Source organism: Pseudomonas sp. X10, assembly GCF_054889225.1.
The window spans coordinates 201,051-223,467 of sequence record NZ_CM142677.1 but is presented as its reverse complement, the minus strand read 5'-3'; the positions used below and the strand labels follow the sequence as shown (position 1 = coordinate 223,467).

Genomic DNA, 22,417 nt, shown 5'->3' with positions numbered 1-22,417 from the left:
ATGCAATCAAGTCGTCAGAGCGCTTTTTCGAAGATCTTCGAATTGCGCTGGTAGTTGTACAGCGACGCCCGCGCCGCCGGCAGGCGCTCGACGCCACTCGGTGCAAAGCCGCGCTCGCGGAACCAGTGCGCCGTGCGGGTGGTGAGCACGAACAGCGTCTTCAACCCCATCTGCCGCGCCCGCGTCTCGATACGTTCGAGCAGGTCGTCACCGCGCCCACCATGCCGGTATTCCGGATTGACTGCCAGACAGGCCAGCTCGCCCGTCTCGGACTCGGCGATCGGATACAGCGCCGCACACGCGATGATCATGCCGTCGCGCTCGACCACACTGAACTGCTCGATCTCGCGCTCCAGTACCTCGCGTGAACGACGCACCAGAACGCCTTGCTCTTCCAAGGGGCTGATCAGTTCGAGCAATCCACCGACGTCCTCAATGGAGGCCTCGCGGACGATCTCAAACTGCTCCTGAGCAACCAAGGTACCGCCACCGTCACGGGTGAACAGCTCGGTAAGCAGCGCGCCATCCTCGGCGTAGCTGACGATATGGCTCCGGGCTACACCGCCCTTGCACGCCTCGGCCGCAGCATCCAGCAACTCGCCCTGATAGTCGCTGCCCAGACGCTGCAGATGCATCGGCACTTGTTGCGGACGCAGCTCACGCACCAGCCTGCCCTGCTCGTCCATCAAGCCCGACTCGGCGCCGAACAACAGCAGCTTGTCAGCCCCCAGCTCGATAGCCGCGCGGGTGGCCACATCTTCGCAGGCCAGGTTGAAGATCTCGCCCGTCGGCGAGTAACCCAGAGGTGACAGCAGGACGATGGAGCGTTCATCGAGCAGGCGGTTGATGCCTTTGCGGTCGATCCGGCGCACCTCGCCAGTGTGATGGTAGTCCACCCCTTCAAGCACACCGATCGGCCGGGCGGTAACCAGGTTGCCTGAGGCGACGCGCAAGCGCGACCCCTGCATGGGCGACGCGGCCAGGTCCATCGACAGGCGCGCCTCGATAGCGATGCGCAGGCTGCCGACGGCATCGATCACGCAATCCAGAGTCGCCGCATCGGTGATACGCAGGCCTCGGTGGTAGTGCGGGGTCAATCCGCGGGCGGCCAGGCGGCTTTCGATCTGCGGGCGCGAGCCGTGGACCAGCACCAGGCGCACGCCCAGGCTGTGCAACAAGACCATGTCATGGACGATGTTGCCGAAGTTGGGGTGTTCGACGCCATCGCCGGGGAGCATGACCACGAAGGTGCAGTCGCGATGGGCATTGATGTAAGGCGAAGCATGACGCAGCCAATTGACGTATTCGGGCATAACCACAGAGCCTGTAGAAAAGGGGTCAGAACGGGAAAGCACACAGCGCTCGAAGGGTTATCGTCGGAACAGGCTTGGCGTCACGCGCAATCTCCTTTTGGAAGAACGGTTCAACTCAGCGGGCAATTATCGGGCTGAGGCAATAATGTTGGATCAGTTCACGCAATAGACGCACGGTAGGCTCGATGCGTGACATTTCAAGGTGTTCGCCCGGCTGGTGGGCGCAGGCGATGTCACCTGGGCCCAATACCAGCGTCTGGCAGCCGAGGCTTTGAAGATAAGGCGCTTCGGTGCCAAAGGCCACTGCTTCGGCGCGGTGGCCTGTCAGACGTTCGGCCAATTGCACCAGTTCGGAGTCGGCCGACTGCTCGAACGGCGGTACCTCCGGGAACAACGGCGCATAGTCGATCTGCACCTGGTGCTGCTCGGCCAACGGCGCCAGCTTCTGGCGGATGGCCACGCGCAGCTGCTCCGCGTCCATGCCTGGCAGGGGGCGCAGGTCGAACTCCAGAGCACACTGTCCGCAGATGCGGTTAGGGTTGTCGCCCCCGTGGATGCAGCCAAAGTTCAGGGTCGGTTGCGGCACGCTGAACTGCGGGTTGCGGTAGGCCTGCTGCCACTGCTCGCGCAGCCCCATCAGCTCGCCCATCACCGCGTGCATCGCCTCCATGGCGCTGCGGCCCAGGTTCGGGTCAGACGAATGGCCGCTGCGCCCAAGAATCTCGATGCGCTCCATGAGGATGCCCTTGTGCATGCGGATCGGCCGCAGCCCGGTCGGCTCACCGATCACCGCCGCCCGCCCGAGAGGCTGTCCGGCTTCGGCCAGGGCACGGGCGCCAGACATGGAGCTTTCTTCATCGCACGTCGCGAGGATCAGCAACGGCTGCTTGAAGTCATGCGCCAGCAGGGGTTGTACCGCCTCGATGACCAAGGCGAAAAAGCCCTTCATGTCGCAGCTGCCAAGGCCAACCCAACGGCCGTCGACCTCGGTCAGCTTCAGCGGGTCGCTTTCCCATAACTGCGGGTCATAGGGCACGGTGTCGCTATGCCCGGCCAGTACCAGCCCACCAGGGCCACTGCCGTAGCTGGCCAGCAAGTTGAACTTGCCCGGAGTGACCTCCTGGATTTCGCACTTGAAGCCAAGGTCCCCCAACCAACCGGCCAGCAGATCGATCACCACGCGGTTGGACTGATCCAACGCCGGTTGGGTGCAACTGACCGAAGGCGCGGCGATCAGGGAGGCGAACTGGTCTTTGAGCGACGGCAACGGCATGCGCTTTCTCCTTGGATTCGTTTCCCATCATAGGGCCATCTGGCACCGGGAATAAACCGCCGGCAGCCGACTCCTGTACACTTGCCGGCCAAGACGCCCTGTCCTTCGAGCCTGGATCGCCCAGCGATGAACAAAGAAACCGAAATCAAACTGCGGGCCAGCCGCGAGACCCTCGCCGCCCTGCGCGAACACCCGCTTCTCAAGAAACGCAACAAATCAGGCTGGCAGACCCGTGAACTGCTCAACCAGTACTTCGACACGCCCAGCCGAGACCTGTCGGCGGCCCGGGTAGCCTTGCGCCTGCGCCGTGACGGCGAGGTCATCATCCAGACCCTCAAGTGCCGTGGCCAGAGCGTGGCCGGCCTATCCGAGCGCAATGAATACGAATGGCACCTGGACAAGGTCAAGCTCGACCTGAAGAAGCTCGATGGCACCTGCTGGCCAGCGCAACTGGCCGAGCTGGACAAGAAGACTATCAAGCCACTATTCACCACCGACTTCACCCGCGAGTACGCCGAGATCGCCTGGGGCCGCGGCAAGGCCAAAGTGGTGATCGAGGCCGCCCTGGACCAAGGCACGGTGATCGCCGGCAAGCGCAAGGAAGAGATCTGCGAGCTGGAGCTCGAACTGCGTGAAGGCGCGCCCGAGGCCTTGTTGGAACTGGCCGCCGAGCTGGCCGCGAGCCTGCCTCTGATGCCCTGCGATATCAGCAAGGCCGAGCGCGGCTACCGCTTGCTCGACGCCGACAGCTACGACCTGAGCCTGCCCTGCGTCGCCCTGGACGCCGAAATGCCGCTGGACGATGCCTTCGCCGCCCTGGCCTGGCAACTGTTGGGCAGCAGCCAGCGCCTGGCCGAACAATACCGCTACAACGGCCACTGGCGTTTGCTGCAGGACTGGGTCGAGTGCCTGGCCGAACTGCGCGCCCTGACCAGCAGCCTGGGCCAGGCCGCGCCGCGTGCCACCACCCGGGCCCTGCGCGCCAGCCTCGACGCCCTGCTGGAAGACTGGCGCCCGTTGGTGCTGGCCGGCAACGATGACGAAGACGTGCGCCGCGCTGCGCCCGAGCAGTTCGCCGAAGAGCTTCAGGACACCCGTTGGGGGCAGTTCTCGCTGGACACTTCGCGCTGGCTGCTGGCCCGTGCCTGGACCCTCGAACGCAACAAGCGCGGCGAGCGCCAGGGCAGCGCGCAACTGAGCAACTGGCTGGCCCACCTGTTGGGCGAGGAAGCCCGAGCCCTGCAACTGCCGCTGTACCAGCAGCAACCGGAAGACCTGGCTGAACAGTTGCCGCGTATCGAACGCCTGCTGGCTTGGCTGCACCATGCCCGCCAGGTGGTGGATGCTCCGGAACTGGACCGCCTCTTTGGCGAACTGAACAAGCTCCATCAACTGGCCAACCAACCCCTCGCAGACGAAGTGCTGGACGCCCGTGTGCAGCAAGCCATGACAGTGGCTCAACTGCGCAGTTGGAAGCACCTGCTCAAATCGCCTTCAGCGCGATAAAGGCAAACTGGTCGTGGACTTGATCTCGGACAAGGCCACGATCGAGTTGACCTCTTGGATCCCCGGCACATTCGACAGCTTTTCGAAGAAGAACCGTTCGTAGGCTTCGATGTCCGGGGTGACGATCCGCAGCAAGAAATCCACCGAGCCCATCAGCACATAGCACTCCAACACTTCCGGAAAGCCACGGATCGCCTCGGTGAATTCGGTGAAGTTGGAGCGGCCGTGGGCGTTGAGCTTCACCTCGGCGAATATCTGCGTGTTCAGGCCTACTTTCTTGCGGTCCAGCAAGGTGACCTGGCCACGGATCACGCCCTCCTCCTTCAAACGCTGGATACGCCGCCAACAAGGCGACTGTGACAGACCAACGCGCTCGGCGATCTGCGCGCTGGACAGCGACGCATCCTCCTGCAGCAGGGCCAGAATGCGCCGGTCATAGGCGTCCAACTCTCCGTGCATGGCTATTCCTGTTTCTGTACGTTTATCGAATAGAACAATCTGCAGTACTGGCAAATTCGTTCAATCATAGAGAAAAAATGCCGGAACCGACGTGTAAAAATTCCCCCATCGATTCCGGAGAACGCCATGAACGCACTCGAACGGCCACACACACCGCTGCGCACCGATGCCTGGGCCGCCAGCGCCGCCCATAGCCAAGTGCGCTATCAGCTGCAAGCCGAGGCCGAACCGGACAGCCTGTGCCGCGTCCTCAACCTGTTCGCCCTGCAGTTCCTCACGCCGCATCTGGTACAGGTCAGCCAGCAGGACGACATGTTGCAGGTGGAAATCGGCATCGCGGGACTGAGCTGGCACCGCGCCGAAGTGATTGCGCAAAAAATGCGCAACCTGGTGTGCGTGGAGGACGTCAGCCTGGAGAGCGTCCCGCAGGTCCATGAAGTGGCATCGGGGCTAGCCGGCTGACGCCGGCAAGATTCGGTAACCCTTGCCTGCACCGAGCCCGCGAATGCCGGGCTAGCCTGTCCCGTGCCTTCATAGTGACCCGGCACGGATGCCCATGTACGCTCGCCAAGACCATACCCTCGATCTCGACCGCCTGCTCGATGGCCTGGTCGCAGAACAACGCCTCGACGCCAACCAGGCCCGCACCGTACAGGAGCGGGCAGCGACCATGTCCGACAGCCATCCGCTGGAACAGATCGCCAGCCTGGCTCTCGAAGACCGCCAACGCGCGGGACAGCGTCTGGACCTGGACACTCTCTGCCAATGGCTGGCAGACAAGGTCGGGCAGCCCTACCAACGCATAGACCCCTTGCAGGTCGACGTGGCCGAGACGACCAGCCTGATGTCCGCCGCCTTTGCCCAACGCCACGGTATCCTGGCGCTGGCGGTGGACGCCCGAGGTGTTACCGTGGCCAGCGCGCAACCCTATGTACGCACATGGGAAGCTGACCTGGCCCAAAGCCTGCGCAAGCCTGTCCGCCGCGTACTGGCCAGTCCGCTGCAGATTCGCCAATTGAGCCAGGCCTTCTTCCGCCTGGCTCATTCAGTGCACGGGGCACGTCATCAGGAAGTGTCCGGGCTGGGCGAGCTGGAACAGTTGCTGGAGCTTGGCCGCAGCCAGGCTGAGGCCAGCGCCGATGACGCCCACATCGTGCATATCGTCGACTGGATGCTGCAGTACGCCTTCGAACAGCGCGCCAGCGATATACATCTGGAACCCCGGCGGGAGCAGGGCCAGCTGCGTTTCCGTATCGACGGCCTGTTGCATACGGTCTACGCGTTTCCGGCCAGCGTGACCCTGGCGCTGGTGAGCCGCCTCAAACACCTGGGGCGGATGAATGTCGCCGAAAAGCGGCGCCCTCAGGATGGTCGCCTGAAAAGTCGGCTACCCAGTGGGGATGAAGTGGAATTGCGCCTCTCGACCCTACCCACTCCGTTCGGCGAAAAACTGGTGCTGCGCCTGTTCGACCCACAACAACTGCAACAAGGCTTCACCCAGCTGGGCCTGGACGGCGTCCTGCTGGAGCGCTGGCAGGCGATGCTGGAGCAGCGCCAAGGGATCATTCTGGTCACGGGCCCGACCGGCTCGGGCAAGACCAGCACCCTCTACGCCAGCCTCAAGCAACTGGCCACGCCGCAGGTCAATCTGTGCACCATCGAAGACCCCATCGAACGACTAGACCCAGCCTTCAACCAACTGCAGGTCCAGCCCGGTATAGACCTGGGCTTCGCCAATGGCGTGCGCGCCCTGCTACGCCAGGATCCGGACATCATCATGATCGGCGAGATCCGCGACCAGGAAACCGCACACGTGGCGATCCAGGCCGCCTTGACCGGCCACCTGGTGTTGTCGACCTTGCACACCAATGATGCCTGCAGCGCCATTACCCGCCTGCAGGAGCTGGGCGTGGCCGATTACCTGATCAAGGCTACCCTGATCGGGGTCATGGCCCAGCGCCTGGTGCGAACCTTGTGTCCGGACTGCAAGGGCGCGCCCGATATCGATGGCAGTTGTCAGCTCAACGCTTGCCGCACCTGCCGGAACACCGGCTATCGGGGACGTACCGGCCTGTACGAGTTGATGCCATTGAGCGATGGCCTGCGGGAGCGGATAACGCCAGGTAGCGACCTCACCGCACTCCGCCAGCACGCACTGACCGAAGGCCTGTGCAGTTTGCGCCGCTGTGGTGAAGACAAGGTCGCCCGGGGGCTGACCACCCTGGCCGAAGTGCTGCGGGTGTGCCCCTGAGTAGCCGCAGATATGCCGCTGGGCCCAGGGAACTTGCCTGCCCCGGCCAGCATCAAATCACTCATATCCCCCAGCTGGAGTGATCCATCATGCGTCTCAAATCAGCCGTCGCTGCCCTCGCCCTATTGTCGCTGCCCATTGGCTCCGCAATGGCCGACGGCTTTTGGCGCGATATCATTTCTTCCGGCGCCACCACCGCCTCCACCTACCTGACCTTCAAGGACCACAAGCTGATCATCGCGGCTCAGGATGATGCCGGCAGCTATGTCGCCAGCCAGGGAGCCATCCGAGGGCCGTATCTGGAGGCCGCGATGCAGAAAGTCCGCGCGGACAATCCAGGTCTGGATGTCAGCGACATGGAACTGGCCAACGCGATCCTGGCGAAGAACGCCGTAGCCGAATAAGGGCTTTGGGGGCGATCCTGCCGTCCCCACAGACTGTACCGAATTACCCTACAGGACATTGGGACGGGCTTGGGAAGGTGACAAGAAAGTAGCCATTAACATCGAAAACTTCAGATCACCTATCCGGAGTTTTCTTCATGCGCCTCAAAACAGCCGCCACCTTTGCCCTGCTGATACTGCCCTTGTCTGCTTCAGCCGCAGGACCGTGGCGCAGCCTCCTCTCGTCCGGGGCCACTTCGTCCTCCACCTACCTCACCTTCAAGGACGACAAGCTGGTCATCGCTGCCCAAGACGATGCTGGCAGCTATGTCGCCACTCAGGGGGCCATACGGGGGCCATACCTGGAGGCTGCCATCCAGAAGATCCGTGCGGACAATCCAGGTCTGGACGCCAGCGACATGGAATTGGCCAACGCGATCCTGGCGAAGACCACCTTGACTGAGTGATTGGCCCCCACTCCAGTGTGTAGGAGCGGCGCCAGTCACCCAAAATAGCTTGTATCGGTTGGAGCGCCTTCCCCTCAGCGGTAGTCCTCCACCGGTACGCACGCACAGAACAGGTTCCTGTCCCCATACACATTGTCGACCCGGTTCACCGCCGGCCAGTATTTGTGCTGGCGCACATGGGCACTGGGGGCCACACCCTGCTCGATGGAGTAAGGGCGCTCCCAGGTCCCCAGTACATCGGCAAGGGTATGCGGCGCGTGCTTGAGGGGGTTGTCCTCGGCCGGCCAGTTTCCTTCCTGCACCTCGGCAATCTCCGCCCGGATGGCCAGCATGGCCTCGACGAAGCGGTCCAGTTCAGCCTTGGATTCACTTTCGGTCGGCTCGACCATCAAGGTGCCCGGTACCGGGAACGACATGGTCGGGGCATGGAAGCCATAGTCCATCAAGCGCTTGGCCACGTCCTCCTCGGTGATACCGGTCTGGGCCTTGAGCGGCCTCAGGTCAAGGATGCACTCATGGGCCACGCGCTGATTGCGCCCACGATAAAGCACCGGGAACGCTCCACCGAGCTGGCTGGCCAGGTAGTTGGCGCAGAGGATCGCCACCTCGCTGGCATCGGCCAGTTGCGGCCCCATCATGGCGATGTACATCCAACTGATCGGCAGGATGCTGGCACTGCCCCAGGGCGCAGCGCTGACCGCGGTGTTCTTCGGGTCGGGCCCGGGTACGGGCACCACCGGGTGGTTGGCGACGAACGGCAGCAGGTGCGCACGTACGCCGATCGGCCCCATTCCGGGACCTCCGCCGCCGTGGGGAATGCAGAAGGTCTTGTGCAGGTTCATATGCGATACATCGGCACCGATGTCCGCCGGACGTGTCAGGCCTACCTGGGCGTTTAGGTTGGCGCCATCCATGTAGACCTGGCCGCCATGCTGGTGGATCACCTCGCAGATTTCGCGGATACCCTCCTCATACACGCCATGGGTCGAGGGATAGGTCACCATCAGGCAGGAGAGCCGCTCCCCGGCAGCCTGGGCCTTGGCCTTAAGATCGTCCAGGTCGACGTTGCCTGCCTCGTCGCACTCGACGATCACCACCTCCATCCCAGCCATCTGTGCTGAAGCCGGGTTGGTGCCATGGGCTGACGAAGGGATCAGACACAGGGTGCGCTGGCCCTGGTGGCGGCTGCGGTGGTAGCGGGTGATCGCCATCAGCCCGGCGTACTCCCCCTGGGCGCCGGAGTTAGGTTGCATGCAGATGGCATCGAAGCCGGTGATGGCACACAACCAGCTCTCCAGCTCATCGATCATTGCCTTGTAGCCCTGGACCTGGGCGGCGGGCGCAAAGGGATGCAACAAGGCGAAGCCCGGCCAAGTGATCGGGATCATCTCGCTGCTGGCATTGAGCTTCATGGTGCAGGACCCCAGAGGGATCATCGACTGGTTCAGCGCCAGGTCCTTGTTCTCCAGCTGCTTGAGGTAACGCAGCATCTCGGTTTCGCTATGGTGCTGGTTGAAGACCGGATGGCTCAGGAAAGGTGTGCGCCGCACCAGGGCGGCGGGGATGCCTTCCGGCAGGGCCTGGCTGTCCAATGCGGCGATGTCCAGGCCGTGGTCGACGCCAAGAAAGATGTCGAACAGGCGCAGCACCGTCTCCTCGGTGCAGGTTTCGTCCAGGCTCACGCCCAAGTGCCCGCGCCCGAGGATGCGCAGGTTGATCTGCGCGTCCTCGGCGCTTTCGATGATCGCGGTCTGGCTGCCGCCGACCTCCAGGGTCAGGGTGTCGAAGAAGTGCGCGTTGAGGCGCTTGATGCCTTTAGCTTCCAGGCCGGCGGCGAGAATGAAGGTCAGCCGGTGCACTCGCTGGGCAATGCGCAACAAGCCCTCGGGGCCGTGGTATACGGCGTAGAAGCCGGCGATATTGGCCAGCAGCACCTGGGCCGTGCAGATGTTGGAGTTGGCCTTCTCACGGCGGATATGCTGCTCACGGGTCTGCAAGGCCATGCGCAGCGCGGTGTTGCCACGGGCATCGCGCGAAACGCCGATGATGCGCCCAGGCATGGCCCGCTTGAACTCATCGCGGCAGGCGAAGTACGCCGCGTGCGGGCCGCCATAGCCCATGGGTACGCCGAAACGCTGGGTAGACCCCAGCACCACATCGGCGCCTTGCTCCCCAGGCGGAGTGAGCAGGACCAGGCTGAGAATATCGGCAGCCACGCAAGCCAGGGCCTGTTGCTCATGCAGTTGCTGGATCAGCGGGCGCAGGTCACGGACTTCGCCATGGGTGTTCGGGTACTGCAGCAAGGCACCGAATACCTGGTGCTTGCCGAGGTTATCCACAGAGTCGACGATCAGCTCGAAGCCGAACCCTTCGGCGCGGGTCTGCAGCACCGACAAGGTCTGCGGGTGGCAATGCTCGTCGGCGAAGAAGGCGTTGCTCTTGCTCCTGGACACCCGCTTGGCAAGGGCCATGGCCTCGGCGGCGGCCGTTGCCTCGTCGAGCAAGGATGCGTTGGCCAGGGCCAGCCCGGTGAGGTCGATGACCATCTGCTGGAAGTTCAACAACGCCTCCAGGCGGCCTTGGGCTATTTCCGGCTGATAAGGCGTGTAGGCGGTGTACCAGCCTGGGTTTTCCAGGACATTACGCAGGATCACTGTGGGTGTGATGGTCGCGTTGTAACCCATGCCGATCAGGCTGGTCCAGACTTGGTTCTGCTGCGCGTGGCTGGCGAGCCTGGCCAGGGCGGCCTGTTCGTCCAGGGCGGGAGGCAGGTCCAGCGGCCGGTTGAAGCGGATGCCCGGCGGGACGGTCTGCTCGATCAGCTCGCTGCGGCTAGCGACACCCAGCGCGCTGAGCATGGCCTGCTGTTCCGAGGCATCGGGCCCAAGGTGACGGCGCAGGAAAGGATTGAGCTCTTGCAGTTGACTCAGGGATGGCGACTGGGACATGACGACGCTCTCTTCCTAGACCAGGTCTCATGGAGACTTATAAGTCTAGGAAGGGATCGCCATTCATGCGGGGAAAACTTACTCGCCGATAGCGGCTTTGTAGGCGGCGGCGTCCAGCAGCTTCTCCAGCTCCGCCGAGTCGGCTGGCTTGAGCTTGAAGATCCAGGCACCGTACGGGTCTCCGTTCAACAGTTCCGGGCTGCCGGCCAGGTCTTCGTTGACTGCGATGACTTCGCCGCCTACCGGTGCGTAGATATCCGAAGCGGCCTTGACCGACTCGACCACACCGGCGGCGTCACCGGCGGCAAACACCGTGCCGACTTCCGCCAGCTCGACGAACACCACGTCACCCAGGGCCTCCTGGGCATGGTCGCTAATGCCTACGGTAACGCTACCGTCTTCTTCCAGGCGCGCCCACTCGTGGCTTTCGGCAAAACGCAGTTCGGCGGGGATATCACTCATCTTTGTTGTCCTCGATAGGGTCAGCGGTTGGCCCGCCAGAAAATGTTCAGATCAGGATCTTGCCATGGCGCACGAAGGTCGGCTTGACCACCCGCACCGGATACCACTTGCCACGGATCTCTACCTCGGCGCGGTCGCCAGTGGCCATCGGCACACGCGCCAAGGCAATCGATTTGCTCAGCGTAGGAGAGAAACTACCACTGGTGATCTCTCCTTCGCCAATCCCGGCGACTCGCACGACCTGATGGGCCCGCAGGACACCACGCTCTTCCAGCACCAGGCCGACCAGTTTTTCCTGCACGCCGCGCTCGATTTCCGCCAGCAGGCCGCTACGACCGATGAAATCGCGCCCGGCCGGTTCCCAGGCGATGCTCCAGCCCAGGTTCGAGGTCAGTGGTGTGTGCACTTCGTCGATGTCCTGGCCGTAGAGGTTCATGCCGGCCTCCAGGCGCAGGGTATCGCGGGCGCCCAGGCCGCTGGGGGCGATCCCGGCGCCGACCAGGTCGTTGAAGAATGCCGGCGCCTGTTGCGCGGGCAGGATGATTTCCAGGCCGTCTTCACCGGTATAGCCGGTGCGGGCGAGGAACCAGTCGCCATCGGCCATGCCTTCGAACGGATGCAGCTCACGGATCAGCGACGCACGGGACGCTGTGACTAGCTCAGCCACCTTGTCCCGGGCATGCGGCCCCTGGACGGCGAGGATGGCCAGCTCGGAGCGCTCCTCGACCACGACGTCGAAGCCTACGCGCCGCGCCTCCAGCCAGCTCAGGACCTTATCGCGGGTGGCAGCGTTGACCACCAGGCGGTAACCCTCATCGCAGCGGTAGACGATCATGTCGTCCACGACCCCGCCCTGTTCATTGAGCATGGGGCTGTACAGCGCCTTGCCCGGGCCGTCCAGGCGCGCGACATCATTGGCCAGCAGGCGCTGCAGCCAGGGCGTGGCAGCGCTGCCATGGATATCGATCACGGTCATGTGGGATACATCGAAAACACCGCAGTCACTGCGCACCTGATGGTGTTCCTCGACCTGCGATCCGTAATGCAGGGGCATGTCCCAACCGCCAAAATCGACCATCTTGGCGCCGAGCGCCAAGTGCAGGTCATACAGAGGCGTACGCTGTCCCATGGGTTTCTCCTTCCGGGCGTGGCGAAGCAGCGGCGGTCGGCAGCATCTACCGGCTACCAGGTCTTGTAGGACCCGCCGCAGCGAATGCCGCGCATTGTAGCCGCAAGGGCGCGGACTGGCATCCTCAGTGACTATGACCCGGGCGCCGGGCCGAACGCCGTATCAGCCCGATGACCGGCAACAAGCCGACCAGCACCAACGTCAGCGCCGGCAACGAGGCACGCGCCCACTCGCCCTCGCTGGTCATCTCGAACACCCTTACCGCCAGGGTATCCCAACCGAACGGACGCATCAGCAGGGTCGCCGGCATTTCCTTGAGCACGTCGACAAACACGAGTAGGGCGGCACTGAGGGTACCGGGCACCAGCAACGGCAGATACACCTTGAAAAACAATCTTGGCCCACCAACCCCGAGGCTACGCGAAGCCTCCGGCAAGGAGGGACGGATACGCTCCAGGCTACTTTCCAGCGGGCCATAGGCCACGGCGATGAAGCGCACCAGGTAAGCCAGCAACAGCGCCGCCAGACTACCCACCAGCAGCGGCCTGCCGGCCCCGCCCAGCCACTTGGAGAGCGGCACCACCATCTGATTGTCGAGGTAACTAAAAGCCAGCATGATCGACACCGCCAGTACCGAACCGGGCAATGCGTAGCCGAGGTTGGCTAGCCCGACGCCGGCCCGGATACCCGCAGTTGGCGCCTGACGCCGCGCGAAAGCCAGCATCAGGGCCACGCAGACGGTAATCAGCGCGGCCATGGCACCAAGGTAGAGGGTGTGCAGGATCAGCCCCGCATAGCGCTCGTCGAGGTCGAAGCGGCCACGCTGCCAGAACCACACCAGCAGTTGCAGCATCGGGATGACGAAGGCGCAGGCGAAGACCAGCAGGCACCAGCCAGTGGCCGCCACGGCCTTGATCCCACGCAGGTGATAGAGCGCCTTGCCCCGCGGCCGCTCATTGCCAGTACGGCTCGCACCGCGGGCACGCCTCTCCCCATAGAGCACCAGCATCACCGCCAGGAGCAGCAGGCTGGCCAACTGGGCCGCGCTGGAGAGGCTGAAGAAGCCATACCAGGTCTTGTAGATGGCCGTGGTGAAGGTGTCGAAGTTGAACACGGCTACAGCGCCGAAATCCGCCAGGGTTTCCATCAGAGCCAAGGCAATGCCCGCACCGATGGCCGGGCGCGCCATCGGCAGAGCCACACGCCAGAACGCCTGCAGTGGCGACAAACCAAGGACCCGTGCCGCCTCCATCAGACCCTTGCCCTGGGCCAGGAAAGCGGTGCGCGCCAGCAGGTAGACATAGGGATAGAACACCAGCACCAGGACGATGATCACACCGCCCGTGGAGCGCACCCTGGGCAGGCGCATTGGGCCGAAGGCCTCACGCAACGCGCTCTGCACGGGGCCGGCGAAGTCCAGCAGGCCGACGAAGACGAAGGCCAGCACATAAGCCGGGATTGCGAAGGGCAGCATCAGCGCCCAGTCCAGCCAGCGCCGCCCGGGAAACTCGCAAAGACTGGTGAGCCAGGCCAGGCTCACGCCCAGCACCGTCACACCGGCGCCCACGCCCAGCACCAGGGTCAGGGTGTTACCCAGCAGGCGGCTCATCTGGGTTTCGAGCAGGTGCGACCAGATCTGCAGGTCGATCGACTGCCAGGACAACAGCAAGACGCTCAGTGGCAGCAGGATCAGGGCGGCGACGAGAAAGACCGGAGGGTACCAGCGGCGTGGGGCGGCGTGTGACAAGCAAAGAATCTCGGTAAGTTACGACCGCAGTGCGGTCGTTCGCATTGTGGAGCGGCCTTGTGCCGTGCTCGGGCGCGCAGCGGCCGCTACGCGCCCGAGCACGGCACAAGGCCGCTCCTACAGGCGAAGGGGGCCTCAAGGACCCCGACAGGATAAGGCGTTACGCTTAGTTCCAGCCAGCCCGATCCATCAGACGGATCGCCTCGGCCTGGCGCTTGCCAGCCACTTCTACCGGAATGCTGTCAGCCTTGAAACTGCCCCAGGCCGCCACTTCCTCGGAAGGCTTGACCTTCGGGTTGGCCGGAAATTCCTGGTTGATGTCGGCGAACAGCTTCTGCGCCTCTTCTCCGGTCATCCACTCGACCAGTTTTTTCGCCTCTTCAGGATGCGGCGCATGCTTGGTCAGGCCGATACCCGACAGGTTGACGTGAACGCCACGGTCGCCCTGGTTGGGCCAGAACAGCTTGACTGGCAGGCTCGGCTTCTCCTTGTGCAGACGGCCGTAATAGTAGGTGTTGACGATACCGACATCGCACTGGCCAGCCTCGATAGCATGCAGCACGGCGGTGTCATCGGAGAACACGTCAGTGGACAGGTTGTTGACCCAGCCCTTGATGATCTCCTCGGTCTTCTGCTCGCCGTGGTTCTCAATCAGGGTGGCGGTCAGCGACTGGTTATAGACCTTCTTCGCGGTGCGCAGGCACAGGCGGCCTTCCCAGTGCTTGTCGGCCAGGTTCTCGTAGGTGCTCAGCTCTTCGGGTTTGACCCGGTCGGTGGAGTAGGCGATGGTCCGGGCGCGCAGGCTCAGGCCGGTCCAGTCATGGGACGAGGCGCGGTACTGGGGAGGGATGTTCTGGTCGATGACGTCCGACCTGATCGGCTGCAGGATGCCCATCTGCTCGGCTTGCCAGAGGTTACCGGCGTCGACGGTCAGCAGCAGGTCGGCGGTGGCGTTCTCGCCCTCGGCCTTGATGCGTTGCATCAGCGGAGCTTCCTTGTCGGTGATGAACTTGACCTTCACGCCGGTCTTGGCGGTGTAGGCGTCGAACACCGGCTTGATCAACTCGTCGATGCGCGAGGAATACACCACCACTTCGTCCGCCGCCTGGGCTGTGCCGCCGAACAGGGTCAGGGCCAGGGCGGCCAATAGGTGCTTGCGTGGCAACATGATGCAGTCCTCGGAGGGTTGAGAGGTGCAAATGGTAGTTAATACCATTTGGCTTCTCAAACCGATCCGCAGATACAGCCGTTACCGGATGTTGCAGCGTTGATCAGGCCCGTGCCAGCTCCGGCAGGTCGCCGCTCAGCCCCAATGCCTGACGCACGAACAGCGCCTTGGCCTCAGGCATTTGCTCGACCCATTTCAAGCCGCTGTTGCGCAGCCAGCGCAGCGGCAGCGGGTCGGCCTGGAACAGCCGCTCGAAACCTTCCATGGCCGCCATCAGCGCCAAGTTGTGCGGCATGCGCCGGCGCTCGAAGCGGCTCAGCACCTTCATATCGGCCAGGCGCTCGCCACGCTCGCAGGCGTGTTCCAGCTCTTCGGCCAACACCGCGGCATCGAGAAAGCCCAGATTGACGCCCTGCCCGGCCAGCGGGTGGATGGTATGCGCCGCATCACCGATCAAGGCCAGCCCTTCGGCCACATAGCGCTTGGCATGACGCTGGCGCAACGGCACGCAGAGCCGTGGATCGGCCTGCAGCACGCTGCCCAGGCGCCCTTCGAAGGCTCGCTCCAGAGCCTGGCAGAAGGCTTGATCATCCAGGGCCATCAACTGCTCGGACTGCTCTGGCGTGGTCGACCAGACGATCGAACACCAGTCTTGCCGGCCATCGCGCAACAAAGGCAGGAACGCCAACGGCCCTTCATCGGTGAAACGCTGCCAAGCCGTGGCCTGGTGCGGTTCGCTGCAACGCACGCTGGTGACGATGGCGTGGTGCAGGTAATCCCATTCGCGGGTCTCGCAGCCAGTGAGGCGGCGAACTGCCGAATGAGCGCCGTCGGCAGCGACCACCAGGGGTGCTCGCAGACTGCGGCCATCGGCCAGGGTCAGCAGCCATTCGTCGCCGGAGCGGCGCATCTGCTCCAGGCGGGCATTGGCCAGGAGGCCGATATCGCTGTCGAGCAGACGTTCGAGCAGGCCGTCCTGAACCACGCGGTTCTCGACGATGTGACCCAGCACCTGGGCATGCACGCTGGCCGCTGAAAAGTGGATCTGTCCAGTGCCGCTACCGTCCCAGACGCGCATGTCCGAGTATGGGCTCAGACGCCGTTCGCTGATGCCCTGCCAGGCACCCAGCCGCTCGAGGATACGCTGGCTGGCAGCCGACAAGGCACTGACCCGCGGCTCGAAGGGCGCGTCGGTGTCATAGGGCTTGACCGACAGCGGACTGCCATCGATCAGGAGAATCTCCAGGCCACTGTGCTGCAAGGCCAGGGCCAGGGCGCTGCCGACCATACCGGCACCGACAATCAACAGATCTGCGCGCATTTCCATCCCTTAAGCCTGTCTCGCTTGCGGCTTGAGCCGCACGTATAGGGTTTTATCGACCCGCGCCACCAGCTCTCCGGCACCGTCACGGATCTCGACCTGCAGACGGGGCAGGTATTTCTTGCCAGTGGCGGTCTGCTGGCGGATCTCTTCCACCAGCGCGTCATCAACGTGGAATTCGGCGAAAACCGGGCCCTTGCCCGGGGCGATGAAGTCGATGCTGGCTGCCTTGTCCCAAACGATGTAGTCGCGCCCGAGCCGTTCGATCAGTAGCAACATGTAGAAGGGGTCGACCATCGAGTAGAGACTGCCGCCAAACTGGGTGCCGACATAGTTGCGGTTCCAGCGGGTCAGCTTCATACGCACCTTGACACTGCGCATGTCGGGGCTGATGTGCTGCACCCGGATACCGGCACCCAGGTACGGAGGATAGACGTTCAAAAGCCAGCGCAGCATACGGGCCCGCCGGGCAAGCTTGCGCGGATCGCTCATGCCCGCCCCCGCTGGTCAGGACGTGTGCCTAGCCCCATGGCCTGGCGGGCGAACCAGCGCTTGGCCGGCGGCAGCAGGTCGAGCCCCAGCAGGCCCAGGTTGCGTCCGGTGGCCAGCAGCGGCTGGCCACTGCCGAACAGCCGGGTAACCTGGTCGGAGAAACCGATGGTCAGTGCCTGATCCAGGCGCTGGCGCTCATGATAGGCCAGCAATGTGGCGAGATCGCCGGGCTGCTGGGGGCCTGCGAGCAAGGCGTCGGCCAGGGATTGCACATCCCGCAGCGACAGGTTGAGACCTTGCCCCGCGATAGGGTGCAGGCTGTGGGCGGCATTGCCCAGCACCACCAGGTTCGGCCGCACCTGCTCCTGCGCTTCAACCAGCGCCAGTGGATACAGGTGGCGCACACCGACCTGGCGCAAGGCACCTAGGCGATAACCGAATATGCCCTGCAACTCGCTCAGGAAGCTGCGCTCATCCAGTTCGGCCAGGCGCTTGGCGTCCATCCCGCGACGGGTCCAGACCAGTGCGCAACGGTTGTCCGGCAATGGCAACAGGGCCATGGGCCCGTCTTCCGTGAATCGTTCGAAAGCCTGGCCACAGTGGGCCTCGCCCGGGGTGATGTTGGCAATCAGCGCACTCTGGTCGTAGGGACGCTGGCGCACATGGATACCCAGTTGCTCGCGCAGGCAGGAGCGACCGCCATCAGCCAGCACCGCCAGGTCGCAATCCACACTGGTGTCGTCGTCGAGCTGCAGGCGGTAGCCACCCTCCACGGCCTGCATGGCCTTGACCTCAGCCGGGCAGCGCCAGCTGACCACTTCAGCGTCCAGGCCTTGCCACAAGCACTGGCCGAGCCAGGCATTCTCGACCACGTAGCCTAGAGCAGGCACGCCCTCTTCGATGGCACCCAGGCGGGTAGCGCCGAAGCGGCCACGGTCGGACACCTGGATCTGCAGGATGGGTTCGGCGCGCTGGCTGATGGCCTGCCACAGGCCTAGCTGTTCGTAGATCTGCCGGGAGCCGAACGACAGCGCCGAGGAGCGCGCGTCATAGCTGGGCTGGAAGCTATCGCCGGGGGCGAAGGGCTCGATCAGCAGGATCTTCCAACCACGCGCCTTGGCCCTGTCCTGCAGCGCCAACGCCAGGCTAGCACCGACCAAGCCTCCGCCGATGATCGCCAGGTTGACCCGGTTCATGCCGCGTCACTGCGCGCGGCAGCCATCAAGGCCTCGATTTCGGCAACCGTTCTGGGAACGCCTGAAGTAAGAATTTCACAACCCTGCCTGGTGACCACTACGTCGTCCTCGATCCGTACGCCTATGCCACGCCATTTCTTCGCGACATTCTGGTTGTCGGCGGCAATGTAGATGCCTGGCTCCACCGTCAGTGCCATGCCGGGCTCCAGCACCCGCCACTGGCCACCGACCTTATACTCGCCCACGTCATGTACATCCATGCCCAACCAATGACCGGCGCGGTGCATGTAAAAGGCCCGGTAGGCCTCGCTGTCGATCAGCGCCTGCACCTCGCCCTTCAACAGGCCCAGCTCCACCAGCCCTTCGGTGATCACCCAGACGGTAGCCTCGTGGGCGTGGTTCCAGTGCTTGCCCGGGGCAATGGCGGCGAACGCTGCTTCCTGAGCCTTGAGCACCAGCTCGTAGATTGCCTTCTGCTCAGGCGAAAAGCGCCCACTGACCGGGAAGGTGCGAGTGATATCGCTGGCATAGCAGTCGATCTCGCAACCGGCGTCGATCAGCACCAGGTCACCATCCTTGAGCGGCGCGTCGTTCTGCTGGTAGTGCAGAATGCAGCTGTTGCGCCCGGCGGCGACGATCGAGCCGTAGGCGGGCATCTTCGCGCCCCCCTTGCGGAACTCGTAGTCCAGCTCGGCTTCCAGGCTGTACTCGCGCAACCCCGAACGGCAAGCCTGCATGGCACGCACATGGGCACGCGCGGAGATCGCCGCAGCCTCGCGCATCACTTTCACTTCCGCCGCCGATTTATACAGGCGCATATCGTGCAACAGGTGATCCAGCGCAACGAATTCGTTCGGTGGCTGCGCGCCCATGCGCGCCTTGGAGCGGATCACGTTGATCCAGTCCATCAGGTGGCGGTCGAACTCGGGGTTGCTGCCCATGGCCGAGTAGACCCTATCCCGGCCTTCGATCAGGCCGGGCAGGATTTCGTCGATGTCCGTGATCGGGAAGGCGTCGTCGGCGCCATAGTCGCGGATCGCACCTTCCTGGCCGGCACGCAGGCCTTCCCACTGCTCGCGCTCCGCGTTGCGCTCACGGCAGAACAGCACGTACTCGCCATGCTCGCGGCCGGGGATCAGGGCAACGACCGCCTCGGGCTCGGGAAAGCCGCTCAGGTACTGGAAATCGCTGTCCTGGCGGTACACATGCTCGACATCCCGGTTGCGGATGGCGACAGCGGCAGCCGGCAGGATGGCGATGCTGTTAGGGACCATCTGCGCCATCAGCGCCTTGCGCCGACGGGCGTATTCGGCCTTGGGGATATGGCTCATGGGCAAAAGGGACCCCCGACGGTCAGTGCAGCGATGGCTTGGCCGCCGGCTCGACCGGCTTGGCCAGCTCGGTGTAGAGCAGCAGCGGTGCCACACGCAAGTATTCCATCACTTCCATGTAATCGCTTTCGCCGTCCTCGGACTCTTCCAGCGCATCCTGGACCTGGGAGATCGCCACCAGGTCCTGCAGTACTTCCTTGGCTTCGGTGCTCAGCTCCAGGCCACCGGCGTTCTGGCCGAAACCGGCGAGGAAGCCCTGGCACCACTGGCCCAGCGCAGCAGCGCGGTCGGCCAGCGGGGCCTCGTCGCCTGGCAGCAGCAGGACAATGGTGATGTCCTCGCCGGTCAGCTCACCCTTGACCATTTCCTGCAGGCCGATCAGTGCATTGCGAACGTTCTCGACAGGTTCGACTTCGAGCAGTTGGGCCGCGTCGGCCAGCCAGGCATCGGCGTCGAATGCCGCACCCGTGCAGCAGCGGCCAAGCAGTAGGCCGTGCAGTTCAGCAGGGGTGACAGGATGGCCATTGCTGGACAGCAAGGTGGCGAAGGCGGTGTAGGGCGAATTGGTATTGGGCATGGGCAACTAGGCGCCAGACGGCGCAATGACTAGAATGAAGACCTTGTATCCTAGCACCGGCAGGCGCGCCAAGACCATCAGCACTGGCCGCTGCGGGTCAGGCCGGGGCATGATCGCCAGGCAATCACCGACAGACCGAATCGAGTGCAACCCATGCAAGAGAACGACCTGCAAGCGCTGATGAGCCGGTTCGAACTGCTGATCGAGCGAGTCGAGCAACTAAAACGGCAAAATGCACTCCTAGTAGCTCAGGAAAAATCCTGGCGCGAGGAGCGCGCCCACCTCATCGAAAAGAACGAGATCGCCCGACGCAAGGTCGAATCGATGATTTTGCGCCTCAAGGCCCTGGAGCAAGACTCATGAGTTCAAGCAATAGCGTCACCGTCCAGATCCTCGACAAGGAATACTCGATCATCTGTCCGCCGGAAGAACGCAGCAACCTGGTCAGCGCCGCACGCTACCTGGACGGCAAGATGCGCGAGATCCGCAGCAGCGGCAAGGTGATCGGCGCCGACCGCATCGCAGTAATGGCCGCGCTGAACATCACCCACGACCTGCTGCACAACCAGGAACGCCCGGACGTGCAGGCCAGCGGCACCACCCGCGAGCAGGTGCGCGACCTGCTCGAACGGGTCGATCAGGCACTGGCCGACGATGCGGATACAAAAATCGGCTGAGCTTGCGTATACTGGCGCCACTCCCTGGAGTGCGCGCCAGTCGGTTATGTCCCTGAGCCGATACGCACAACCACGGGGGTTGCACGCTGGGGCCGGTGTGCATGTCCGCCCGACGGAAAGCCTTAACGCCCCCTGCAATCTCCACCTTGAACTTTCGGGTTCAAGGGCTACACCGACAGCGGCTCGTCGGGGAGCCTGAATTCTGCCTTGCCCGCCCTCCACGGCGGGCAATTTGCTTTGCCACGCCATACGGCAAGCACACCAGGGACCGCCCGTGCCATGACCGACACTGCGCCGCTTACCCGCCCTCAACTGCGCCGCTTGCTGCGTAACGCCCGTCGCGCACTGACCCCGGCCGAACAGCGCCAGGCCGCCCGCGGCCTATACCGGCAGCTAGCGCAGCATCCACTGTTCCGCCGCGCCCGCCACATTGCCCTGTATCTGCCCAACGACAGCGAAATCGACCCCCACCTGCTGCTGCGCGAAGCGCGCCGGCGTGGCAAGCACACTTACCTGCCGGTGCTGCACGCCTGGCCTCGCACCCGCATGGTCTTCCAACGCTTCGAACAGGGCGAGCGACTGCGCCGCAACCGCTTCCGCATCCCAGAGCCGCTGATCAACCGCAACCGGCAACGGCCAATCTGGGCGCTGGACCTGATCCTGCTGCCGTTGGTGGGTTTCGATGAGGTGGGTGGGCGCCTGGGCATGGGGGGTGGCTTCTATGACCGCAGCCTGGCCTACCAGGCACGCCGCAAGGCATGGAAAAAACCGATATTGCTGGGGCTGGCCCATGAATGCCAGAAGGTCGAACGACTGGCCCAGGCCAGTTGGGATGTGCCGCTGCAGGGGACGGTTTCAGACCGAGGCTGGTACCTGGCGCCGGACTGAGCGGCGCCAGCGAAGAACGTCAGCGTTGCTGCTGGGCAGGATTGACCGGTACCTGGTAGGCCACATCGGCCTTACGTTCCCAGAAATTCTGCGCGTAACCGGTAGTGACCACACCCAGACCGAAAATGAACACCAGGATCCAGAGTAAGTCCGGTTTGCGATTCATCGATTGCCCCCCTCAGGCAAACTGATCACGTTGCCAGCAAACCCTGTTAGGGTTGCAGCAGCGTTCAAGCCTTAAAATCGGCGCATTTTCCGACAACATTAGTCGCCGCGCAAACATTGACGCCAACCGACTGTCGGTTTCATGCAACTAGTTATTTCAAGTTTTGTCAGGAGCAGCATCCATGGCCTACTGGCTGATGAAATCCGAACCCGACGAGCTCTCCATCGAAGCCTTGGCGCGCCTCGGCGAAGCACGCTGGGATGGGGTGCGCAACTACCAAGCGCGCAATTTCCTAAGGGAAATGAGCATAGGCGACGAATTCTTCTTCTACCACTCCAGTTGTCCACAACCTGGCATCGCCGGCATTGCCCGCATCACCGCCGCATCCTACCCCGACCCCACGGCCCTCGACCCGGAAAGCCCGTACTTCGATGCCAAGGCCAGCACCGACAAAAACCCCTGGAGCGCGGTGGATGTCAGCCATGTGCAGACGTTCGGACGAGTGCTGGAGCTGGGCTTCCTCAAACAGCAGGCCACCCTGGCCGACCTGCCTCTGGTGCAGAAGGGCAGTCGCCTGTCGGTAATGCCAGTCACGGCGGAACAATGGGCGGCAGTACTCGCCTTACTCTAAGTCAGCTGGGCTTGCCGCTGATTTGACGAGTA

Annotated in this window: 23 protein-coding genes and 1 other RNA gene; 10 read left to right on the top strand and 14 right to left on the bottom strand. The window is 63.6% G+C overall.

What is annotated here, in order from left to right; genetic code table 11:
• Window positions 1-14: 14 nt before the first annotated feature.
• Together argA and argE are read right to left on the bottom strand one after the other, a co-directional pair.
• Window positions 15-1,313 carry an amino-acid N-acetyltransferase gene (argA, locus tag ACYU03_RS01035; RefSeq protein WP_461887692.1) on the bottom strand — a complete coding sequence of 433 codons (1,299 nt, stop codon included), beginning with the start codon at window positions 1,311-1,313 and terminating at the stop codon, window positions 15-17.
• Window positions 1,314-1,428: 115 nt separating this feature from the next.
• Window positions 1,429-2,586, bottom strand: coding sequence for an acetylornithine deacetylase (argE, locus tag ACYU03_RS01030; RefSeq protein ID WP_461887691.1), 1,158 nt, complete (start codon window positions 2,584-2,586; stop codon window positions 1,429-1,431).
• 126 nt (window positions 2,587-2,712) lie between these two features.
• On the opposite strand from argE, the gene ACYU03_RS01025 reads away from it, so the two are divergent.
• Window positions 2,713-4,092: a CYTH domain-containing protein gene (locus tag ACYU03_RS01025; protein ID WP_461887690.1), complete on the top strand. Its 1,380-nt coding sequence runs from the start codon at window positions 2,713-2,715 to the stop codon at window positions 4,090-4,092.
• Here ACYU03_RS01025 and ACYU03_RS01020 read toward each other — a convergent pair.
• Window positions 4,081-4,551 carry an Lrp/AsnC family transcriptional regulator gene (locus ACYU03_RS01020; protein ID WP_461887689.1) on the bottom strand — a complete coding sequence of 157 codons (471 nt, stop codon included), beginning with the start codon at window positions 4,549-4,551 and terminating at the stop codon, window positions 4,081-4,083. The genes ACYU03_RS01025 and ACYU03_RS01020 overlap by 12 nt on opposite strands.
• 126 nt (window positions 4,552-4,677) lie before the next feature.
• Between ACYU03_RS01020 and ACYU03_RS01015 the strand changes: the two genes are divergently transcribed.
• The 4 genes from ACYU03_RS01015 to ACYU03_RS01000 all read left to right on the top strand — a co-directional run bounded on the left by ACYU03_RS01015 (window position 4,678) and on the right by ACYU03_RS01000 (window position 7,652).
• On the top strand, window positions 4,678-5,013 hold the full coding sequence (locus ACYU03_RS01015; RefSeq protein WP_461887688.1) for a hypothetical protein: 336 nt from the start codon (window positions 4,678-4,680) through the stop codon (window positions 5,011-5,013).
• A 94-nt stretch (window positions 5,014-5,107) separates the two neighbouring features.
• A complete protein-coding gene (locus ACYU03_RS01010; protein ID WP_461887687.1) occupies window positions 5,108-6,802 on the top strand; it encodes a GspE/PulE family protein in 1,695 nt (564 codons plus the stop codon).
• Between the two features lie 89 nt (window positions 6,803-6,891).
• A complete protein-coding gene (locus ACYU03_RS01005; RefSeq protein WP_461887686.1) occupies window positions 6,892-7,206 on the top strand; it encodes a DUF2388 domain-containing protein in 315 nt (104 codons plus the stop codon).
• Window positions 7,207-7,343: 137 nt separating this feature from the next.
• Window positions 7,344-7,652, top strand: a complete 309-nt coding sequence (locus ACYU03_RS01000) for a DUF2388 domain-containing protein (protein WP_461887685.1) — start codon at window positions 7,344-7,346, stop codon at window positions 7,650-7,652.
• A gap of 74 nt (window positions 7,653-7,726) precedes the next feature.
• On the opposite strand, the gene gcvP is transcribed toward ACYU03_RS01000, so the two are convergent.
• The 10 genes from gcvP to ACYU03_RS00950 form a co-directional block, all read right to left on the bottom strand.
• Window positions 7,727-10,600 (bottom strand): aminomethyl-transferring glycine dehydrogenase, encoded by a 2,874-nt coding sequence (gcvP, locus tag ACYU03_RS00995; protein ID WP_461887684.1) that lies wholly within the window; start codon window positions 10,598-10,600, stop codon window positions 7,727-7,729.
• A gap of 78 nt (window positions 10,601-10,678) precedes the next feature.
• Complete coding sequence (gene gcvH / locus ACYU03_RS00990) at window positions 10,679-11,062, bottom strand: glycine cleavage system protein GcvH (protein ID WP_461887683.1); 384 nt, start codon at window positions 11,060-11,062, stop codon at window positions 10,679-10,681.
• Between the two features lie 46 nt (window positions 11,063-11,108).
• Window positions 11,109-12,191, bottom strand: coding sequence for a glycine cleavage system aminomethyltransferase GcvT (gcvT, locus tag ACYU03_RS00985; RefSeq protein ID WP_461887682.1), 1,083 nt, complete (start codon window positions 12,189-12,191; stop codon window positions 11,109-11,111).
• 124 nt (window positions 12,192-12,315) lie between these two features.
• Window positions 12,316-13,938: an ABC transporter permease gene (locus tag ACYU03_RS00980; protein ID WP_461887681.1), complete on the bottom strand. Its 1,623-nt coding sequence runs from the start codon at window positions 13,936-13,938 to the stop codon at window positions 12,316-12,318.
• Between the two features lie 166 nt (window positions 13,939-14,104).
• Complete coding sequence (locus ACYU03_RS00975; protein WP_461887680.1) at window positions 14,105-15,106, bottom strand: extracellular solute-binding protein; 1,002 nt, start codon at window positions 15,104-15,106, stop codon at window positions 14,105-14,107.
• A 103-nt stretch (window positions 15,107-15,209) separates the two neighbouring features.
• The gene (locus ACYU03_RS00970) at window positions 15,210-16,427 is read right to left on the bottom strand and encodes a 2-octaprenyl-3-methyl-6-methoxy-1,4-benzoquinol hydroxylase (RefSeq protein WP_461887679.1); all 1,218 of its coding nucleotides are present in this window, start codon (window positions 16,425-16,427) and stop codon (window positions 15,210-15,212) included.
• A 9-nt stretch (window positions 16,428-16,436) separates the two neighbouring features.
• Window positions 16,437-16,919 carry a DUF4442 domain-containing protein gene (locus ACYU03_RS00965; protein ID WP_461887678.1) on the bottom strand — a complete coding sequence of 161 codons (483 nt, stop codon included), beginning with the start codon at window positions 16,917-16,919 and terminating at the stop codon, window positions 16,437-16,439.
• Window positions 16,916-18,115: a 2-octaprenyl-6-methoxyphenyl hydroxylase gene (gene ubiH / locus ACYU03_RS00960; RefSeq protein WP_461887677.1), complete on the bottom strand. Its 1,200-nt coding sequence runs from the start codon at window positions 18,113-18,115 to the stop codon at window positions 16,916-16,918. The genes ACYU03_RS00965 and ubiH overlap by 4 nt, the downstream gene beginning before the upstream one ends.
• Complete coding sequence (pepP, locus tag ACYU03_RS00955) at window positions 18,112-19,446, bottom strand: Xaa-Pro aminopeptidase (RefSeq protein WP_461887676.1); 1,335 nt, start codon at window positions 19,444-19,446, stop codon at window positions 18,112-18,114. Before pepP ends, ubiH begins: the two co-directional genes overlap by 4 nt.
• A 22-nt stretch (window positions 19,447-19,468) precedes the next feature.
• Entirely contained in the window at window positions 19,469-20,023 is a 555-nt protein-coding gene (locus tag ACYU03_RS00950; RefSeq protein WP_461887675.1) for a YecA/YgfB family protein, read from the bottom strand.
• A gap of 153 nt (window positions 20,024-20,176) precedes the next feature.
• Here ACYU03_RS00950 and ACYU03_RS00945 point away from each other — a divergent pair, with 153 nt between their 5' ends.
• From ACYU03_RS00945 to ACYU03_RS00930, 4 genes are all read left to right on the top strand, one after another.
• Window positions 20,177-20,386 carry a TIGR02449 family protein gene (locus tag ACYU03_RS00945; RefSeq protein WP_461887674.1) on the top strand — a complete coding sequence of 70 codons (210 nt, stop codon included), beginning with the start codon at window positions 20,177-20,179 and terminating at the stop codon, window positions 20,384-20,386.
• Window positions 20,383-20,700 (top strand): cell division protein ZapA, encoded by a 318-nt coding sequence (locus ACYU03_RS00940; protein WP_461887673.1) that lies wholly within the window; start codon window positions 20,383-20,385, stop codon window positions 20,698-20,700. Before ACYU03_RS00945 ends, ACYU03_RS00940 begins: the two co-directional genes overlap by 4 nt.
• Before the next feature lie 18 nt (window positions 20,701-20,718).
• Window positions 20,719-20,897, top strand: a non-coding RNA gene (gene ssrS, locus ACYU03_RS00935) — 6S RNA.
• A gap of 82 nt (window positions 20,898-20,979) precedes the next feature.
• Window positions 20,980-21,588, top strand: coding sequence for a 5-formyltetrahydrofolate cyclo-ligase (locus ACYU03_RS00930; RefSeq protein ID WP_461887672.1), 609 nt, complete (start codon window positions 20,980-20,982; stop codon window positions 21,586-21,588).
• 19 nt (window positions 21,589-21,607) lie between these two features.
• On the opposite strand, the gene ACYU03_RS00925 is transcribed toward ACYU03_RS00930, so the two are convergent.
• Entirely contained in the window at window positions 21,608-21,754 is a 147-nt protein-coding gene (locus ACYU03_RS00925; protein ID WP_461887671.1) for a hypothetical protein, read from the bottom strand.
• A 181-nt stretch (window positions 21,755-21,935) separates the two neighbouring features.
• Between ACYU03_RS00925 and ACYU03_RS00920 the strand changes: the two genes are divergently transcribed.
• The gene (locus ACYU03_RS00920) at window positions 21,936-22,385 is read left to right on the top strand and encodes an EVE domain-containing protein (RefSeq protein WP_461887670.1); all 450 of its coding nucleotides are present in this window, start codon (window positions 21,936-21,938) and stop codon (window positions 22,383-22,385) included.
• Window positions 22,386-22,417: the final 32 nt, after the last annotated feature.

Bases quoted from the DNA above. Each gene is read 5' to 3' on its own strand.
- argA (WP_461887692.1), bottom strand. From the start codon at position 1,313: ATGCCCGAATACGTCAATTGGCTGCGTCATGCTTCGCCTTACATCAAT.
- argE (WP_461887691.1), bottom strand. From the start codon at position 2,586: ATGCCGTTGCCGTCGCTCAAAGACCAGTTCGCCTCCCTGATCGCCGCG.
- ACYU03_RS01025 (WP_461887690.1), top strand. From the start codon at position 2,713: ATGAACAAAGAAACCGAAATCAAACTGCGGGCCAGCCGCGAGACCCTC.
- ACYU03_RS01020 (WP_461887689.1), bottom strand. From the start codon at position 4,551: ATGCACGGAGAGTTGGACGCCTATGACCGGCGCATTCTGGCCCTGCTG.
- ACYU03_RS01015 (WP_461887688.1), top strand. From the start codon at position 4,678: ATGAACGCACTCGAACGGCCACACACACCGCTGCGCACCGATGCCTGG.
- ACYU03_RS01010 (WP_461887687.1), top strand. From the start codon at position 5,108: ATGTACGCTCGCCAAGACCATACCCTCGATCTCGACCGCCTGCTCGAT.
- ACYU03_RS01005 (WP_461887686.1), top strand. From the start codon at position 6,892: ATGCGTCTCAAATCAGCCGTCGCTGCCCTCGCCCTATTGTCGCTGCCC.
- ACYU03_RS01000 (WP_461887685.1), top strand. From the start codon at position 7,344: ATGCGCCTCAAAACAGCCGCCACCTTTGCCCTGCTGATACTGCCCTTG.
- gcvP (WP_461887684.1), bottom strand. From the start codon at position 10,600: ATGTCCCAGTCGCCATCCCTGAGTCAACTGCAAGAGCTCAATCCTTTC.
- gcvH (WP_461887683.1), bottom strand. From the start codon at position 11,062: ATGAGTGATATCCCCGCCGAACTGCGTTTTGCCGAAAGCCACGAGTGG.
- gcvT (WP_461887682.1), bottom strand. From the start codon at position 12,191: ATGGGACAGCGTACGCCTCTGTATGACCTGCACTTGGCGCTCGGCGCC.
- ACYU03_RS00975 (WP_461887680.1), bottom strand. From the start codon at position 15,106: ATGTTGCCACGCAAGCACCTATTGGCCGCCCTGGCCCTGACCCTGTTC.
- ACYU03_RS00970 (WP_461887679.1), bottom strand. From the start codon at position 16,427: ATGCGCGCAGATCTGTTGATTGTCGGTGCCGGTATGGTCGGCAGCGCC.
- ACYU03_RS00965 (WP_461887678.1), bottom strand. From the start codon at position 16,919: ATGAGCGATCCGCGCAAGCTTGCCCGGCGGGCCCGTATGCTGCGCTGG.
- ubiH (WP_461887677.1), bottom strand. From the start codon at position 18,115: ATGAACCGGGTCAACCTGGCGATCATCGGCGGAGGCTTGGTCGGTGCT.
- pepP (WP_461887676.1), bottom strand. From the start codon at position 19,446: ATGAGCCATATCCCCAAGGCCGAATACGCCCGTCGGCGCAAGGCGCTG.
- ACYU03_RS00950 (WP_461887675.1), bottom strand. From the start codon at position 20,023: ATGCCCAATACCAATTCGCCCTACACCGCCTTCGCCACCTTGCTGTCC.
- ACYU03_RS00945 (WP_461887674.1), top strand. From the start codon at position 20,177: ATGCAAGAGAACGACCTGCAAGCGCTGATGAGCCGGTTCGAACTGCTG.
- ACYU03_RS00940 (WP_461887673.1), top strand. From the start codon at position 20,383: ATGAGTTCAAGCAATAGCGTCACCGTCCAGATCCTCGACAAGGAATAC.
- ACYU03_RS00930 (WP_461887672.1), top strand. From the start codon at position 20,980: ATGACCGACACTGCGCCGCTTACCCGCCCTCAACTGCGCCGCTTGCTG.
- ACYU03_RS00925 (WP_461887671.1), bottom strand. From the start codon at position 21,754: ATGAATCGCAAACCGGACTTACTCTGGATCCTGGTGTTCATTTTCGGT.
- ACYU03_RS00920 (WP_461887670.1), top strand. From the start codon at position 21,936: ATGGCCTACTGGCTGATGAAATCCGAACCCGACGAGCTCTCCATCGAA.